Origin of the sequence: Thauera phenolivorans (assembly GCF_001696715.1) — a bacterium.
GTDB classification, from domain to species: domain Bacteria; phylum Pseudomonadota; class Gammaproteobacteria; order Burkholderiales; family Rhodocyclaceae; genus Thauera; species Thauera phenolivorans.
In genome coordinates this window covers 562098-577556 of the sequence record NZ_MBFM01000003.1, presented here as the reverse complement: position 1 = coordinate 577556, position 15459 = coordinate 562098, and the positions used below count along the sequence as shown (strand labels likewise).

14 protein-coding genes are annotated in these 15459 nt (G+C 69.8%); 10 read left to right on the top strand and 4 right to left on the bottom strand.

Annotated elements, in window-relative coordinates; genetic code table 11:
• The first annotated feature begins 185 nt into the window (after positions 1 to 185).
• Positions 186 to 476, top strand: a complete 291-nt coding sequence (locus BB334_RS09610) for a DUF3579 domain-containing protein (RefSeq protein ID WP_068807712.1) — start codon at positions 186 to 188, stop codon at positions 474 to 476.
• A 97-nt stretch (positions 477 to 573) separates the two neighbouring features.
• Here BB334_RS09610 and rpsT read toward each other — a convergent pair whose 3' ends face one another.
• Positions 574 to 840, bottom strand: coding sequence for a 30S ribosomal protein S20 (gene rpsT / locus BB334_RS09605; protein WP_068807708.1), 267 nt, complete (start codon positions 838 to 840; stop codon positions 574 to 576).
• A gap of 178 nt (positions 841 to 1018) precedes the next feature.
• Here rpsT and murJ point away from each other — a divergent pair, with 178 nt between their 5' ends.
• Positions 1019 to 2557, top strand: coding sequence for a murein biosynthesis integral membrane protein MurJ (gene murJ / locus BB334_RS09600; RefSeq protein ID WP_068807705.1), 1539 nt, complete (start codon positions 1019 to 1021; stop codon positions 2555 to 2557).
• 6 nt (positions 2558 to 2563) lie between these two features.
• Here murJ and BB334_RS09595 read toward each other — a convergent pair whose 3' ends face one another.
• On the bottom strand, positions 2564 to 3493 hold the full coding sequence (locus BB334_RS09595; protein WP_068807702.1) for a LysR family transcriptional regulator: 930 nt from the start codon (positions 3491 to 3493) through the stop codon (positions 2564 to 2566).
• Between the two features lie 112 nt (positions 3494 to 3605).
• Here BB334_RS09595 and BB334_RS09590 point away from each other — a divergent pair, with 112 nt between their 5' ends.
• The 6 genes from BB334_RS09590 (at position 3606) to BB334_RS09565 (ending at position 11392) form a co-directional block, all read left to right on the top strand.
• Positions 3606 to 4382 carry a ferredoxin--NADP reductase gene (locus tag BB334_RS09590; protein WP_068807699.1) on the top strand — a complete coding sequence of 259 codons (777 nt, stop codon included), beginning with the start codon at positions 3606 to 3608 and terminating at the stop codon, positions 4380 to 4382.
• 139 nt (positions 4383 to 4521) lie between these two features.
• Positions 4522 to 5490 carry a cytochrome-c peroxidase gene (locus BB334_RS09585; protein ID WP_232756702.1) on the top strand — a complete coding sequence of 323 codons (969 nt, stop codon included), beginning with the start codon at positions 4522 to 4524 and terminating at the stop codon, positions 5488 to 5490.
• Positions 5487 to 8057, top strand: a complete 2571-nt coding sequence (locus BB334_RS09580) for an EAL domain-containing protein (protein ID WP_068807693.1) — start codon at positions 5487 to 5489, stop codon at positions 8055 to 8057. The genes BB334_RS09585 and BB334_RS09580 overlap by 4 nt, the downstream gene beginning before the upstream one ends.
• A gap of 88 nt (positions 8058 to 8145) precedes the next feature.
• Positions 8146 to 9810, top strand: coding sequence for an energy-dependent translational throttle protein EttA (gene ettA / locus BB334_RS09575; protein WP_068807690.1), 1665 nt, complete (start codon positions 8146 to 8148; stop codon positions 9808 to 9810).
• 123 nt (positions 9811 to 9933) lie between these two features.
• Entirely contained in the window at positions 9934 to 10284 is a 351-nt protein-coding gene (locus BB334_RS09570; RefSeq protein ID WP_068807687.1) for a hypothetical protein, read from the top strand.
• Between the two features lie 94 nt (positions 10285 to 10378).
• Complete coding sequence (locus BB334_RS09565) at positions 10379 to 11392, top strand: DnaJ C-terminal domain-containing protein (protein ID WP_068807683.1); 1014 nt, start codon at positions 10379 to 10381, stop codon at positions 11390 to 11392.
• Positions 11393 to 11423: 31 nt separating this feature from the next.
• Here the strand turns inward: BB334_RS09565 and BB334_RS09560 are convergent, their stop codons facing one another.
• Together BB334_RS09560 and BB334_RS09555 are read right to left on the bottom strand one after the other, a co-directional pair.
• Positions 11424 to 11753, bottom strand: coding sequence for a DUF2249 domain-containing protein (locus BB334_RS09560; protein ID WP_068807680.1), 330 nt, complete (start codon positions 11751 to 11753; stop codon positions 11424 to 11426).
• Positions 11754 to 11895: 142 nt separating this feature from the next.
• Complete coding sequence (locus tag BB334_RS09555) at positions 11896 to 12474, bottom strand: O-acetyl-ADP-ribose deacetylase (protein ID WP_068807677.1); 579 nt, start codon at positions 12472 to 12474, stop codon at positions 11896 to 11898.
• Positions 12475 to 12597: 123 nt separating this feature from the next.
• On the opposite strand from BB334_RS09555, the gene BB334_RS09550 reads away from it, so the two are divergent.
• Both BB334_RS09550 and recJ read left to right on the top strand, forming a co-directional pair.
• Positions 12598 to 13692 carry a hypothetical protein gene (locus BB334_RS09550; RefSeq protein WP_068807674.1) on the top strand — a complete coding sequence of 365 codons (1095 nt, stop codon included), beginning with the start codon at positions 12598 to 12600 and terminating at the stop codon, positions 13690 to 13692.
• Positions 13689 to 15380 (top strand): single-stranded-DNA-specific exonuclease RecJ, encoded by a 1692-nt coding sequence (gene recJ, locus BB334_RS09545; RefSeq protein ID WP_068807671.1) that lies wholly within the window; start codon positions 13689 to 13691, stop codon positions 15378 to 15380. The genes BB334_RS09550 and recJ overlap by 4 nt, the downstream gene beginning before the upstream one ends.
• Positions 15381 to 15459 lie beyond the last annotated feature (79 nt).

Here is a 15459-nt window from a genome sequence, read left to right as displayed (position 1 = left end):
CAGCCGCCGTGAAGGGATAAGCGGCGATGTTAAGCCAAAAACCGCGCACCTGTATATATCGCCGCCCTTCGGCGCACGCGCGTCACGCCCGTCCGGGGGGCGGAAATCTGGTAGACTCCCGCCCGTTTTGCGCGCCGCCCGCCCGGGCGGCTCCGACGAAACCCCATGACCGCCAGGCGTCATAAATGAACCAGAAGATCCGTAGCTTCGTCATTGTCGGGGTCACTCGGGACGGGAAGCGATTCCGCCCCAGCGATTGGGCAGACCGCCTGTGTGGCGTGATGTCGGCCTTCGGGGCCGACCACCGCATGAAGTATTCGCCCTACGTGCGTCCCGGCTGCACGCTGAAGGGCGACAAGACGGTGATGATCGATGCCCGCCTGCACGACGTCGAGCCGCTCGCGTACAAGTTCATGGTCAATTTCGGCAACGACAACGACCTCGTCATCGAGCAGATCGAGGACGACCACCTCTGAGCCTCGCGCCGGTGGCGGACACAAAAAAAGCGACCCACGGGTCGCTTTTCTTATGCCTCGCAACGCCATCGGCGCCGCGGGCGAACTTCCGGCAAGATCAGGCAGCCATCGACTTGACGGCGGCCGACAGGCGGCTCTTGTGACGGGAAGCCTTGTTCTTGTGAATGATCTTCTTGTCCGCGATGCTGTCGATGGTGCTCATCGAGGTGCGAAAGACCGACTGAGCCGCCGCCTTGTCGCCACCCGCGACGGCCTTGCGAACGGCCTTGATCGCGGTACGCAGGCGGGAGCGGAGGCTGGCGTTGTGAGCGCGAACCTTGACTGCCTGACGGGCGCGCTTGCGAGCTTGTGCCGAGTTGGCCATAGATTGGATTCCGTTTGGTGGTTCTTGAAAACGCGTGATTTTATCCGTGCGCCGGGCAGGATGCAAGCGTCACGTGTATCGCCGCGCGATCCGACACAGGCCGGATTCTACCTGACGACCCCGCCGGGCACGGCTATCATGCGCGCTCCCGCAAATTCGGCCCCCCGCCCCGCCCCCGATGAACCTGCTGCGCGCCCTCGCCACCGTGAGCGGGATGACCCTGCTGTCCCGCATCCTGGGATTCGTCCGCGACTTCGTCATCGCCCGCGCCTTCGGCGCCGGCATCGCCACCGACGCCTTCTTCGTCGCCTTCCGCCTGCCCAACCTGCTGCGGCGCATGTTCGCGGAGGGCGCGTTCTCGCAAGCCTTCGTGCCGATCCTCGCCGAATACAAGAACCGCCGCGGCGAGGCGGAGACCCACCTGCTGGTCAACCGCGTCGCCACCCTGCTCGGCCTGGTGGTGGCGGTGGTCGCCGCGCTCGGCGCGCTGGCCGCGCCGGCGATCATCTATGTATCGGCCCCCGGCTTCAGCGCCGACGCCGACAAGTTCGCGCTCACCGTCGAACTCACCCGCATTACCTTCCCCTACATCTTCTTCATGTCGCTGGTGGCGCTCGCGGGCGGCGTGCTCAACACCTGGAGCCGCTTCGCCATCCCCGCCTTCACGCCGGTGCTGCTGAACCTTTCCTTCATCGGCATGGCGCTGTTCGCCGCGCCGTACTTCGACCCGCCGGTACTGGCGCTGGCGTGGGCGGTATTCATCGGCGGCGCGCTGCAACTGCTGCTGCAGCTTCGCCCGCTGGCACGCATCGGCATGCTGCCGCGCTTCTCGCTCGACGTCTCCGACCCCGGGGTACGCCGCATCATGAAGCTGATGGCGCCCGCCATCCTCGGCGTCTCGGTGAGCCAGATCTCGCTGCTGATCAACACCATCTTCGCGTCCTTCCTCGAGAGCGGCAGCGTGTCCTGGCTCTATTACGCCGACCGCCTGATGGAGTTCCCGGCCGGTCTGCTCGGCGTCGCGCTCGGGACGATCCTGCTGCCCAGCCTCTCCAAGCTGCACGCCGACGAGAACCCCGAAGCCTTCTCCTCCCTGCTTGACTGGGGCCTGCGCCTGACGCTGATGCTGACCCTGCCGGCGGCGCTCGGGCTCGCGCTGCTCGCGGTGCCGCTGATCTCGACCCTGTTCAACTACGGCGCCTTCACCCCGACCGACGTGCTCCACACCCGCAGCGCGCTGATCGCCTACAGCGTCGGCCTCACCGGCCTGATTCTGGTGAAGGTGCTCGCGCCAGGCTTCTACGCCCGCCAGGACATTCGCACGCCGGTGAAGATCGCGCTGGTGACGCTGGCCGCGACCCAGCTCATGAACCTCGCCTTCATCCTGCCGCTGCGCCACGCCGGCCTCGCGCTGTCGATCGGCATCGCCTCCTGCCTCAACGCCGGCCTGCTCTATCGCGGCCTGCGCAAGCGGGGCGTCTACCAGCCGCAGGCGGGCTGGGGCGCGTTCGCGGCGAAGCTGTTCGGCGCGCTCGCGGTGATGGGCGTGGTGCTCTGGTTCGCCGCCGGCACCGAGGCGCTATGGCTGCAGATCGGCGGCCTCGAGCGCGCGGGGCGGCTGGCGGCGGTGGTCGCGGCAGGCGCGGCGAGCTACTTCGCCACCCTGTTCGCGCTCGGTTTCCGGCTGCGCGACTTCCGCCGCCGCGCGGCGGGCTGATCCGGTTCAGGCCACCGGCGGCAGCGCGATCTCCTCGCTGCGGCGGGCGCCGCCGGTGAACGTGCGGCAGTCATCGATGAAGCGGCGCATCGCCGCGCTGTGGTACTTGCCGCGATGCCAGACGAAGCTGAAGCTGCGTCGCAGGTCGAGCTCGGGCGTCTCGATCGGCACCAGGCTGCCGCGCCGGAAGGCGTCGCGCAAGGCCAGCCGCGAGATGCAGCCGATCCCCAGTCCGCTCTCCACCGCGCGCTTGACCGCCTCGGTGTGCTGGAGCTCCAGCCGCACCGACAGCCCGCCGGCGACGTGGCCGCTCAGCGCCCGCGCCAGCGTCTCGCGCGTGCCGGAGCCGCGCTCGCGCAGGATCCAGGGCTCGCGCGCCAGCTCGGTCAGGGTCGCCATGCCGCGCGCGGCGATCGGATGATCCGGCGCGCAGAACACCACCAGCTCGTCGTCCACCCAGTGCGCGGTCTCGAGTTCGGCCGGCTCGACCTCGCCCTCGAGCAGGCCGAGATCGATCTCGTAATGCAGCAGGAGGCCGGCGATGGTCGCGGTGTTGTCCACCTTGAGCTCGACCCGGCTCTCAGGATGGCGCTGCAGGAAACCGGCGACGATCAGCGGCAGCAGGTAGTTGCCGATCGTCATCGTCGCGCCCACCCGCAGATTGCCGAGACCGCGCTCGCCGCGCAGCAGGGTTTCGATCTCCTCGGCGCGGTCGAGGAGCTCCACCGCATGCGGCAGCAGCAGCCGACCCTGTTCGTTGAGTTTCAGGCGCCTGCCGATGCGATCGAACAGCGGCTGACCGAACAGATTCTCCAGCTCCGCGAGGGCGGCGCTGGTGGCCGACTGCGACAGCGAAAGTGCCTCGGCCGCGCGCGTGACGTTCTCCCCACGGGCGACCGCGACGAAGGCCTGGAGCTGGCGCAAGGTGTATCGCATATCGATTCCTTCGATGGTCGTTATTTGTATTATCCGTAATTCCGCTAAGGCGATCGCCCTACCATGGCCCCCATCCCCGATTCCCCTTGACCACTCCGGAGGGAAACCAGCCATGAGCAATCTCGCCACCGAACGCGTGCTGAGCGTCCGTCACTGGAACGACTCGCTGTTCAGCTTCCGCACCAGCCGCAATCCTGCGCTCCGCTTCGAGAACGGTCAGTTCGTCATGATCGGCCTCGAGGTCGACGGTCGCCCCTTGACCCGCGCCTACAGCATCGCCAGCCCGAACTACGAGGAGCACCTCGAGTTCTTCAGCATCAAGGTGCCCGACGGCCCGCTCACCTCCCGCCTGCAGCACCTGCGCGAGGGCGACCCGGTCGTGGTCAGCAAGAAGCCCACCGGCACCCTGGTGCTGCACGACCTGCGCCCGGGCCGCCACCTCTACCTGTTGTCGACCGGGACCGGGCTCGCCCCCTTCCTGAGCGTCATCCAGGACCCGGAGACCTACGCCCGCTTCGAGAAGGTGATTCTGATCCACGGCGTGCGCACCGTGTCCGAGCTCGCCTACGCCGACTTCATCGAGCACGAACTGCCGGACAACCCGTTCTTCGGCGAGCAGGTGCGCGCCCAGCTCATCTATTACCCCACGGTGACGCGCGAGCCCTTCCGCAACAACGGCCGTATCACCGCGCTCGTCGACAGCGGCCGGCTGTTCACCGACACCGGCCTGCCGCCGCTCGATCCGGCGCTCGACCGCGCGATGCTGTGCGGCAGCCAAGCGATGCTGAAGGATTGCGCGGCGATGCTCGACGCGCGCGGCTTCGAGGTCTCGTCGCGCATCGGCGAGCCGGGCGACTACGTGATCGAGCGCGCCTTCGTGGAAAAATGAGCGCGCCGGGGGGTGCACACCGGTTTTTTATTGATCGAGATCAAACTTCGGCGATCGAGTCGGGCTAGCATCCGCCCCCGTGAAACATGGCGCCCCCCACCTCCTGATTTTCGCTTTCATCTCGGCGCTGGCAGGCGGATTGGTTTTCGCTGCCCGCGACACGCAAGCCGGCATCGACGACCGCGATCTCCACCCGATGCTGCAGGCCTGGCAGCGCGGCGGCCCGGTCTCACCCGTCCCTCACCCTCCACCCTCGCTGGGCGAGAAGGCGGCACTCGGCGAGGCGCTGTTCCACTCCCGCCTGCTGTCGCACGACGGCAGCATCGCGTGCGCGAGCTGCCACAGCCCTGAGGCCGGCGGCGGCGACGGCCGGCCCCATTCGGTCGGCGTCGGCGGCGCTGTGGGCGAGATCAACGCGCCGAGCGTGCTGAACGCCGCGCTCGGCCTTGCCCAGTTCTGGGACGGACGCGCTGCCACCCTCGAGGAGCAGGTCGCCGGCCCGATCCATGAACCGCACGAGATGGGTTCGAGCTGGGAAGAGGTGCTCGCCCGCCTCGCCGCCGACCCGCCCTTGCGCGCCCGCTTCGATCGCATCTACCCGCATGAGGGCATCTCCCCGGCCACGGTCGCCGACGCCATCTCCCATTACGAGCGCAGCCTGGTGCCGGTGGACGCCGACTTCGACCGCTACCTGCGCGGCGACGAGCGGGCGATCAGCGCCACGGCGCGCGAGGGCTTCGCGCGCTTCAAGGCCTTCGGCTGCGCCAGCTGCCATCAGGGCGTGGGGGTCGGCGGCAACATGTACCAGCGCTTCGGCGTGATGGGCGACTACTTCGCCGACCGCGGCGGCGTCACCGAGGCCGACCTCGGCCGCTATCGGGTGACGGGTCGCGACGAGGACCGCCACGTGTTCAAGGTGCCCAGCCTGCGCAACGTCGCGCTCACCGCGCCCTACTTCCACGACGGCTCGGCCGCGACCCTCGACGAGGCGATCCGCGTCATGGCGCGCTACCAGCTCGGCCGCGAGATCGGGGAAGACGATCGCCGCCTGATCGCCGCCTTCCTCGAGAGCCTCACCGGACGCGTCGCGCCGAGGGCCACGCGTTGATCGCGCGCCCTGCCCCGTCGAGCCTGCGCCGGGCGCTCCTGGTGCTGTGCTGCGCGCTGGCGCTCGGCTGGCTGTTCGAACGCGCCGACTCGGTGTCGAACACCGAGCACCAGCCCTACGCCCGCGAACTGCGCGAGCTGCGTGGCGCCTCTGCCGAACTCGACCTCGCGGTGCTCGGCAGCCGGCTCGGACTCGCAGCCGACTTCGACGCCCTGGTCGCCGGCAGTCGCCGGGTGCACGGGCAGCTCGGCCGCCTCGCCGAAGTGCCGTCCTTCCTCGCCCCCGAGGACGGTCGTCAGCTCCGCGAACAGATCGAGGCCTACCGCAGCCTGCAGCAGCACAAGGACGAGCTGATCGACCGCTTCAAGCGGGAGCACTCGGTGCTTCGCAACTCGCTGAGCTATTTCCCGCATGCGGCCGATCAGCTGCTCGCCCGCCCCGATCTGCCCGCGGCCCTCGCCGCGCCGATCGCCCGGCTCGCCCGCGAGGTGATGACGATCGCGCTCGGCGTCGAACTTCCCCGCCACGCCGACACCCTCGCCGGCATGAGGGCGCTCGAGCGCCAGGCCGAGCGCCATCCGGCGCAGCGCGACGCGCTGCGCAACCTGCTCGCCCACGCCGGGGTGATCCTCGAGCGCGCGCCACGGGTCGACGCCCTGAATCGCCGGATCGTCAGCCTGCCGAGCGCGCCGCTCGGCGAGCGCCTGATCCACGCCTATGGCGCCGGGCACGAGCGCGCCGCCCGTGTCGCGCAAGGCTACCGAGCGGTGCTGCTGCTCGCCGCCCTCGCGTTGGGCTGCTATCTCGTGCTCGAGAAGGCCAGGCTGCGCCGTGCCTCGGGCGCGCTCGCCGCCGCCAACCGCGAGCTAAGCGACAACCTGGATGCGCTGCGGCGGACCGAGGACGCGCTGAGACTTTACGCCGCGGTGTTCACCGAGGCGAGCGAAGGCATGCTGATCACCGACGCCGAGGCCCGCATCGTCGCGATCAACCCGGCGTTTACCCGCATCACCGGCTACGGCCCCGACGACGTTCAGGGACGCAAGCCCTCGATCCTCGGCTCGGGCCGCCACCGCGGCGACTATTACCGCGACATGTGGGCCACCCTCGCCAGTCACGGCCAGTGGCAGGGCGAGATCTGGAACCGCCGGCGCGACGGCTCGGTATTCCCCGAGTGGCTGTCGATCACCGCGATCCGCGACGGCGACGCACCGCCGAACCGCTACATCGGCATTTTCTCCGACGTCACCGAGCGCAAGGAGGCCGAGGCACGCATCAGCCACCTCGCCCATCACGACCCGCTCACCAGCCTGCCCAACCGCGCGCTTTTCCTCGACCGGCTCAACCAGGCGGTGCTCAAGGCACGCCGCGACGGCCGCCGCGCGGCGGTGCTCTTCCTCGACCTCGACCGCTTCAAGGCGATCAACGACGGCCTCGGCCACGACGCCGGCGACACCCTGCTGCTGCAGTTCCGCGACCGCTGCCTGGCCGAGATCCGCGACACCGACACCCTCGCCCGCCTCGGCAGCGACGAGTTCGCCTTCGTGCTGCCCGACGTCGGCAGCAGCCAGGATGCGGGGACGATCGCGCGCAAGATCCTCGCCATGCTGGCCGCGCCCTACCGCATCGGCGAGCACGAGCTCACGGTCACCGCCAGCCTCGGCCTCGCCCTCTACCCCGACGACGCCCAGCGCGCGCCCGACCTGCTGCGCAACGCTGAATCCGCCATGCAGCGCAGCAAGTCCATCGGCCGCGGCAACTTCCAGTTCTATTCGGCGGACATGAACTCCGCCTCGCTCGGCGAACTGCTGCTCGAGAACCAGCTGCGCGGCGCGCTGGTGCGCGACGAGCTGCGCCTGCACTACCAGCCCAAGGTCGAGGCGCGCAGCGGCCGCCTGATCGGCGCCGAGGCGCTGCTGCGCTGGCAGCATCCAGAACTCGGCCTGCTGGGGCCGGGCCGCTTCGTGCCGGCGGCCGAGGAGTCCGGCCTGATCGTGCCGATCGGCGAATGGGTGCTGCGCGAAGCCTGCCGACAGCTGCGCGCCTGGCTCGATGCCGGACTCGAGCCCGTGCCGGTGGCGGTGAATCTGGCGGCCGCGCAGTTCGTGCAGCAGGACCTGGTGACGCTGGTGCGCGACACCCTCGCCGCCAACCGCCTGCCCGCCGCCCTGCTCGAGCTCGAACTCACCGAGACGATGCTGATGCGTGACATCGAGCGCACCATCGACACCCTTTCGCGCCTGCGCAAAATGGGGGTGGCGCTGTCGATCGACGACTTCGGCTCGGGCTACTCCTCGCTCGCCTACCTGCGCCAGTTCGATGTCAACGTGCTGAAGATCGACCGCAGCTTCGTCGCGGACATCGGCGACGACGCCACCGACGGCAAGATCGCCACCGCCGTCATCGCCCTCGGCCACAGCCTCGGCCTGCAGGTGATCGCCGAAGGCGTCGAGACCGAGGCCCAGCGCGACTTTCTCGCCGCGCGTGGCTGCAACCATCTGCAGGGCTATCTGTTCGATCGCCCCCTGCCCGCTGGCGAGTTCGCCCGCCGTCTGGGGCGCGGCTGAAGAGCGCGCCCGCCGCGGGCGATTCCCCGCCCGCTGCCGGCTGCGGTAGACTCGCGGCCTTACGCCATCCACACAGAAGACGGACTCCATGGCCCAGTATGTAATGAGCATGCTCCGCGTGAGCAAGATCGTGCCGCCCAAGCGTCAGATCATCAAGGACATTTCCCTCTCCTTCTTCCCCGGCGCGAAGATCGGCCTGCTCGGCCTGAACGGTTCGGGCAAGTCCACCGTGCTGCGCATCATGGCGGGCGTGGACAAGGAGTACGACGGCGAGGTGCAGTGGCTCGCCGGCCAGCGCATCGGCTACCTGCCGCAGGAGCCCGAGCTCGACCCCACCCGCACCGTGAAGGAAGAAGTCGAATCCGGTCTCGGCGAGATCATCGAGGCGCGCCAGAAGCTCGAGGAGATCTACGCCGCCTACGCCGAGCCCGACGCCGACTTCGACAAGCTCGCCGAGGCGCAGGCGAAGTACGAGAACATCCTCGCCGCCGCCGGCGGCGACATCGAGAACCAGATGGAGATCGCCGCCGACGCGCTGCGCCTGCCGCCCTGGGACGCGGTCGTCGGCAACCTGTCGGGCGGTGAAAAGCGCCGCGTGGCGCTGTGCAAGCTGTTGCTGTCCAAGCCCGACATGCTGCTGCTCGACGAACCGACCAACCACCTCGACGCCGAATCGGTCGAGTGGCTCGAACAGTTCCTCACCCGCTTCCCCGGCACCGTGGTGGCCGTCACCCACGACCGCTACTTCCTCGACAACGCCGCCGAGTGGATCCTCGAGCTCGACCGCGGCCACGGCATCCCGTGGAAGGGCAACTACTCGTCCTGGCTGGAGCAGAAGGGCGACCGTCTCGCCCAGGAATCCAAGCAGGAAGCCGCGCACCAGAAGGCGATGAAGACCGAGCTGGAATGGGCGCGCTCCAACCCCAAGGCGCGCCAGGCCAAGTCCAAGGCGCGTCTGGCACGCTACGAGGAGATGGCGAGCGTCGAATACCAGCGCCGCAACGAGACCCAGGAGATCTTCATTCCGCCGGGCGAGCGCCTCGGCGACAAGGTCATCGAGTTCAACGGCGTCAGCAAGGCCTTCGGCGACAAGCTGCTGATGGACAACGTCAGTTTCAGCATTCCGCCGGGCGCGATCGTCGGCATCATCGGCCCTAACGGCGCCGGCAAGTCGACCCTGTTCAAGCTGATCGAAGGCCGCGACACGCCGGATGCGGGCACGGTGGAAATCGGACAGACGGTGAAGATCGCCGCGGTCGACCAGACCCGCGAGGGCCTGGCCAACGACAAGACGGTGTTCGACGCGATCGCCGACGGCGCCGACGTGCTCACCGTGGGCCGCTTCGAGATGCCGAGCCGCGCCTACCTGGGCCGCTTCAACTTCAAGGGTGGCGACCAGCAGAAGATCGTCGGCAACCTGTCGGGCGGCGAACGCGGCCGGCTGCATCTGGCGAAGACGCTGATCGAGGGTGGCAACGTGCTGCTGCTAGACGAGCCGTCGAACGACCTCGACGTCGAGACCCTGCGCGCCCTCGAGGACGCCCTGCTGGAATTCGCCGGCTGCGCGCTGGTGATCTCGCACGACCGCTGGTTCCTCGACCGCATCTGCACGCACATCCTCGCTGCCGAGGGCGACTCGCAATGGACCTTCTTCGCCGGCAACTTCCACGAGTACGAGGAAGACAAGAAGAAGCGCCTGGGCGAAGAAGGCGCCAAGCCGAAGCGGATCCGCTACAAGCCGATCAGCCGCTGAGCCGTGCCAGCGACACGGATGCTATCGCCCTGAGGGCAGGGCTCCTACGGCCGCGCTCGCCCCCGCTGGAGCGCAGCCCTGTGCGCGATAACGGCGGTTGTAACATCGACACGGCTTACGGTCATGAAGAAGAAATCCTCTCCGACCTGCCCCGAGTGCGGCAGCACCAATTGCAGCGAATCGCCCTGGCGCTCCGATGAGGAGCGGACGGCCCACGCAGGCGAGCAAGCCTACCGCTGCCTCGCCTGCGTGCACCGCTTCTACGTGCCTCGCAGGCGCTGGCGGCCGCAGGATCATCCGGTGGTCGCGGCGGTCGGCGGCGGCACTTTCGTGCTGCTCGTCGTGGTCGTGCTGCTGACTGGCTGGTGGCGCTCGGGAGACCGGCCGGGCGCGCCCGAGATGAATCGCAAGGCCCAGCCCGACACCGCCATCGACGCCCCGCCCGCATCGCAACCGCCCGCGCCCGACAATTGAAGGGCGGTCCAGCGCGCATCGACGTATCGATCGCTGCATAATTGGGGCGCGATGCACCTTCTTCAGCCCACCCCCGGCCAGGATCTCTGACCCGATGGATGCCTACACCCTGCTCGGCGTCGCGCCGGGCGTCGACGCTCCCGCACTCAAGCGAGCCTTCCGCAAGCTCGCGATGCGCTGGCATCCCGACCGCAATGGCGACCCCGCCGCGGTGGAGCACTTCACCCGCCTGCGGCTCGCCTACCAGAGCCTGCTCGATGCCCTCGAGGCGCAGCCGGAAGAAACCCACGAGCCCGATCCGCAGCCGGAGGCCCCCCCGGAACCCGAGCGCCCCGCGCGCAAGCGCGGTGCCGACCGCAGGCAGGAGCTCAACCTCAGTGTGGAAGAGGCCTGCCTCGGTTGCGATCGCATCGTGGATCTCATCGACGAAGCCGTGTGCGAGACTTGCGACGGCGGCGGCGTCGAGACCTTGCTGAACAGCCGGCTGTGCGGTCACTGCCACGGCACCGGCCGGCTGCGCGCGAAGGGGCGCACCACCGCCTGCACGGACTGTGACGGACGCGGCTACCTCAAGCGCCAGGCCTGCAGCGAATGCGGCGGCAGCGGGCGCGGACGGGTACTGCGTCGCCTGCTCGCCCACGTCCCGCCGGGAATGGGGAACGGTGACGAACTCCGCCTTGAAGGCGAAGGGATGGCACACGAGGAGGTCGACGGCGTGCGCGGTGACCTCCGACTGCGGATCGCGATCGCCCCTCACCCGCTGTACACGCTGGAGGGTCGCGACCTGATCATCACCCGCCCGGTCAGCGCCCTGCGGATGCTGATCGGCGGGACGATCGAGGTGCCGGTGCCGGGCGGGGCGCGCAGGCTGGAACTTCAGCCCGGCAGCGCCAAGCGCCGCGAACTTCGTATCGAAGGCGCCGGTCTCCCCGGACGGCGTGGCCGACCCGCGGGCGCGCTGATCGTCCGCCTCGAGCCAGTACTGCCGGAAAGCGACGACGAACGCGTGCGCGAACTCGCGCTGCTGCTCGAACGCGAGCTTGCCAGCGACCTCGCCCGCCATCTGCCTGAAGTGGCAGGCTGGGAGGGACGCTGGCTTGCGGCCTGATCCCGCGCCCGCACTCCGCGCGATTCAGGTCTCAGGCGCAGCCGCAGCCGTGCCCGCCGCCGCCGCAGCCACCACCGGCGGCCGCACCCGCCGCCGCACCGGCGCCGCGCTGCGCCTCGAGCTGAATGGAGAAATCGATGACGATGTTGCCCGGCTCGCGCGCGACGTACTTGATCGCGACCTGGTGGCCGTAGCGCTGCTGGATCTGGCCGAGCAGCGGCAGCGGGTCGTGGTCATTGACGAAGCGCATCGTCTCGCCGTCGCTCAGGCTCTCGAGCGCGCCGAAAATCGCCGCGTGCCGAAAGCGCTTGGCCACGCCGCGCGCGTCGAAGGGATGGATGTCGTTGTCGAAGCCGGACATAGAAGTCTCCACTGGGATTTTGCATGCGGCACCGCGCCGCAGGTTCCGCACTCTGCCCGTCCGACCTTCGCAAAACCTTGAGCCAAGGCAAGAAATCATCGTCGCCCGCGCACGCGCCGAGGGTGCGCAGCCCTCTGTGCGATCAGGCCCGCTCCGCCGGTGGATCGAAGTCCGCGGCGGCGAGAAAGGTCTCTGCCTGCTCGCGATCGAAGAACACCAGCCTGACCTCCTCCAACTGGCGTTCGCCGGCGAGTTCGTCCTGCAGCGTGCGCGACACCACCCGCGCCGCGGCGTCGGCGGGATAGCCGAAGATGCCGGTTGAGATGGCGGGGAAGGCGAGCGTCTTCAGGCCGTGCTCACGGGCACGCCCGAGCGCCTTGCGATAGCAGCTCGCCAGCAGGCCCTCCTCCGCCCCGTCTTCCTGCCCATACACCGGACCCACGGTATGGACGACGTGACGCGCCGGCAGCGCCCCGCCGGTCGTGATCACCGCCTCGCCGGCAGACAGGCCGTCCGGATGCGTGGTGCGCCGGATCTCGCTGCACTCGGCCAGGATCGCCGGCCCACCCCGACGGTGGATCGCGCCGTCGACCCCACCGCCGCCGAGCAGGCCGCTGTTGGCCGCATTGACGATCGCATCGACCTTCTGCTCGGTCAGGTCACCCACCATCACCAGCACGCGCCCGCCGAGCGCGCGGGCGAGGATCTCTCCTTCGCTCATGCCAGCCTCCCGACTCCGGTTCGCTCCCTGGTGATCTTAGTTCACCGCCGGACCGGCTGCCCGCGGGCGGGAGCGGGTGGCGGCCCCATGCTAGACTTCGCGGCTCACCGGCTTCCCCAATAGATGCAGATCCAGCTTCTGATTCCCGGCCTGATGTGGCCCGGCGCCAGCCTCGTCAGCCCGGCCAGCGGCCTTGCCCTGCCCGGCCTGGAACGTCTGCTCGGCCTCGGCCGACGCACGCTCGGCGCCTTCGAGCCGCTTGACCGCCAGCTCGCCCGCCTGTTCGGCCTCGACAGCGGCGACGCACCCGTCGCCGCGCTGCGCCGGCTCGGCGAGCCCGACGCGCCGGCGCCGGCGACCGGCGAACACTGGTTGTGCGCCGACCCGGTCAACATCGCCTTCGCGCGCGAGCACATGCTGCTGCACGAGCTCCCCGAGGGCGAGCTCGACGGCGACGAGGCCGCCGCCCTGATCGCCGCGCTCAACGAGAGCTTCGCCGACCTCGGCCGCTTCGAGGCCTGCAGCCCGACGCGCTGGTACCTGCGCCTCGCGGCGCCGACCCGCGCCCTCCTCTATCCGCTGCACGACGTCGCCGGCCGGCCGATGAAGCACTTCCTGCCCGAGGGCGAGGACGCCCGGCTGTGGCAGCGCACGATGAACGAGGTCCAGATCGTGCTGTACAACCACCCGCTCAACCAGGCGCGCGAACAGCGCGGCCTGCGTCCGGCGAACGGCGTGTGGTTCTGGGGCGCCGGCACCCTGCCGGCGGCGCCGCGCGCGCCGTACGCGGCGGTTCAGGCGAGCGAGCCGCTGGTGGTCGGCCTCGCGCGCGCCGCCGGCGTGGAGCCGACTCCTCCGGGGCTCGAGGCCGCGCTGCGCGCCGACACCCTGGTGGTGCTCGACACCCTGCTCAAGCCCGCCCAACAGCTCGATCTGGCGCGCTGGCGCGCCGGGCTGGAGACGCTCGAACACGACTGGTTCGCGCCGCTCGCCGCCGCGCTCGGCAGCGGCCACCTGCGCGCGCTGCAGCTGCGCGCGCCCGGCGACCGCGGCACGCTCGAGCTGCAGGTGCGCGCCGCCGCGCGCTGGAAATTCTGGCGCAAGCCCTACGCCTTCGACGCGCTGCTGAAGTCAGCGCTGCCGCCCCCGCGCGCCCTCCCCGACGCAGCACCGGCGCCTCCGCCCGGCGCTGCCGATTCCGACCCGACCCGACGATGACCCGCATCCAGCCCCGCACCGTGCCCCAACGCGCCTTCGCCGCGCTCGCCGACGCCGGCCTGCACCCGCTGCTCGCCCGCCTCTACGCCGCGCGCGGCATTGCCCGCGCCGACGAGCTCGACACCTCGCTGCGCGCCCTGCTACCGCCCGAAGCGCTGCGCGGCACGCGCGAGGCCGCCCAACTGCTGGCCGACGCGATCGAGGCCGGTGCGCGCCTGGTGATCGTCGCCGACTACGACTGCGACGGTGCCACCGCCTGTGCGGTGGGCGTGCGCGCGCTGCGCGCGTTCGGCGCCGATGTGCATTACCTCGTGCCGGACCGCGTGACCCTCGGCTACGGACTCACGCCGGCAATGGTCGAGATCGCCACGCGGCTCGAGCCCGACGTGCTGATCACGGTCGACAACGGCATCGCCAGCGTGGAGGGCATCGCCGCCGCGCGCGCCCACGGCATGGCCACGGTGATCACCGACCACCACCTGCCGGGTGAGGTGCTGCCCGAGGCCGACGTCATCGTCAATCCGAACCAGCCCGGCTGCGACTTCCCGAGCAAGGCGCTCGCCGGCGTGGGGGTGATGTTCTACACCATGCTCGCGCTGCGCGCCGAGCTGCGCGAACGCGGCGCCTTCGCCGGCGGCAAGGAACCCAACCTCGCCGAACTGCTCGACCTGGTCGCGCTCGGCACCGTCGCCGACGTGGTCAGACTCGACCGCAACAACCGCATCCTGGTCGCCCAGGGCCTCGCGCGGATGCGCGCCGGGCGTATGCAGCCGGGCCTCCGCGCGTTGTTCAACGTGGCCGGCCGCGAGCCGGCGCGCGCCGCCGCCACCGACCTCGGCTTTCTGCTCGGTCCGCGGCTGAACGCCGCCGGTCGGCTGGCCGACATGAGCCTCGGCATCGAGTGTCTGATCACCGACGATGCGGGCCGTGCACTTAACATCGCCCAGGAGCTCGACAAGCTCAACCGCGAGCGCCGTACGATCGAGGCCGGCATGCAGGAAGAGGCGCTCATCCGGCTCGAGGGGTACGACGCCGGTCGCCGCGCCACCGTGGCGCTGTTCGAGCCCGACTGGCATCAGGGCGTGATCGGCATCGTCGCCGGCCGCATCAAGGAGCGCCTGCACCGGCCGACGGTCGCCTTCGCGCGCGCCGGCGACGGCGAGCTGAAAGGCTCGGGCCGCTCGATTCCCGGCCTGCACCTGCGCGACGCGCTCGACCTCGTCACCAAGCGCCATCCGGAGCTGATCGTGCGCTTCGGCGGCCATGCGATGGCGGCCGGCCTCACCATCCGCGAGGCCGACCTCGCCGAGTTCGACGAAGCCTTCGAGGCGGTAGTTGCCGAGCTGCTCGAGCCGGCCGACCTCGAGCGCCGGATCGAGACCGACGGCGGGCTCGAGTCGGGCTACTTCGCGCTCGACGCGGTGCGCATGCTCGACAACGAGATCTGGGGCCAGGGTTTCCCGGCGCCCCTGTTCGACGACGTCTTCCGCGTCGAACGCCAGCGCCTGCTGAAGGATCGCCATCTCAAGCTCGAGCTCTCGCGCAACGCCGCACGCTATGACGCGATCCGCTTCAACCATGCCGAGGGCGCCGCCGACCAGATCCGCGCCGCCTACCGGCTGTCGGTCAACGAATACAAGGGCGTGGCGAACGTGCAGCTGATGCTCGAGCATTTCGAGCCGGCCTGAGCCTGACGAAGAAAGGAGGCAGGAGACTCGATCCGGGTATATGGTGATGGAAATTTTTGGCCGCCCCGCGCACGGATCC

Coding starts and splice junctions, on each gene's coding strand:
- BB334_RS09610 (WP_068807712.1), top strand. CDS start 186: ATGAACCAGAAGATCCGTAGCTTCGTCATTGTCGGGGTCACTCGGGAC.
- rpsT (WP_068807708.1), bottom strand. CDS start 840: ATGGCCAACTCGGCACAAGCTCGCAAGCGCGCCCGTCAGGCAGTCAAG.
- murJ (WP_068807705.1), top strand. CDS start 1,019: ATGAACCTGCTGCGCGCCCTCGCCACCGTGAGCGGGATGACCCTGCTG.
- BB334_RS09595 (WP_068807702.1), bottom strand. CDS start 3,493: ATGCGATACACCTTGCGCCAGCTCCAGGCCTTCGTCGCGGTCGCCCGT.
- BB334_RS09590 (WP_068807699.1), top strand. CDS start 3,606: ATGAGCAATCTCGCCACCGAACGCGTGCTGAGCGTCCGTCACTGGAAC.
- ettA (WP_068807690.1), top strand. CDS start 8,146: ATGGCCCAGTATGTAATGAGCATGCTCCGCGTGAGCAAGATCGTGCCG.
- BB334_RS09570 (WP_068807687.1), top strand. CDS start 9,934: ATGAAGAAGAAATCCTCTCCGACCTGCCCCGAGTGCGGCAGCACCAAT.
- BB334_RS09565 (WP_068807683.1), top strand. CDS start 10,379: ATGGATGCCTACACCCTGCTCGGCGTCGCGCCGGGCGTCGACGCTCCC.
- BB334_RS09560 (WP_068807680.1), bottom strand. CDS start 11,753: ATGTCCGGCTTCGACAACGACATCCATCCCTTCGACGCGCGCGGCGTG.
- BB334_RS09555 (WP_068807677.1), bottom strand. CDS start 12,474: ATGAGCGAAGGAGAGATCCTCGCCCGCGCGCTCGGCGGGCGCGTGCTG.
- BB334_RS09550 (WP_068807674.1), top strand. CDS start 12,598: ATGCAGATCCAGCTTCTGATTCCCGGCCTGATGTGGCCCGGCGCCAGC.
- recJ (WP_068807671.1), top strand. CDS start 13,689: ATGACCCGCATCCAGCCCCGCACCGTGCCCCAACGCGCCTTCGCCGCG.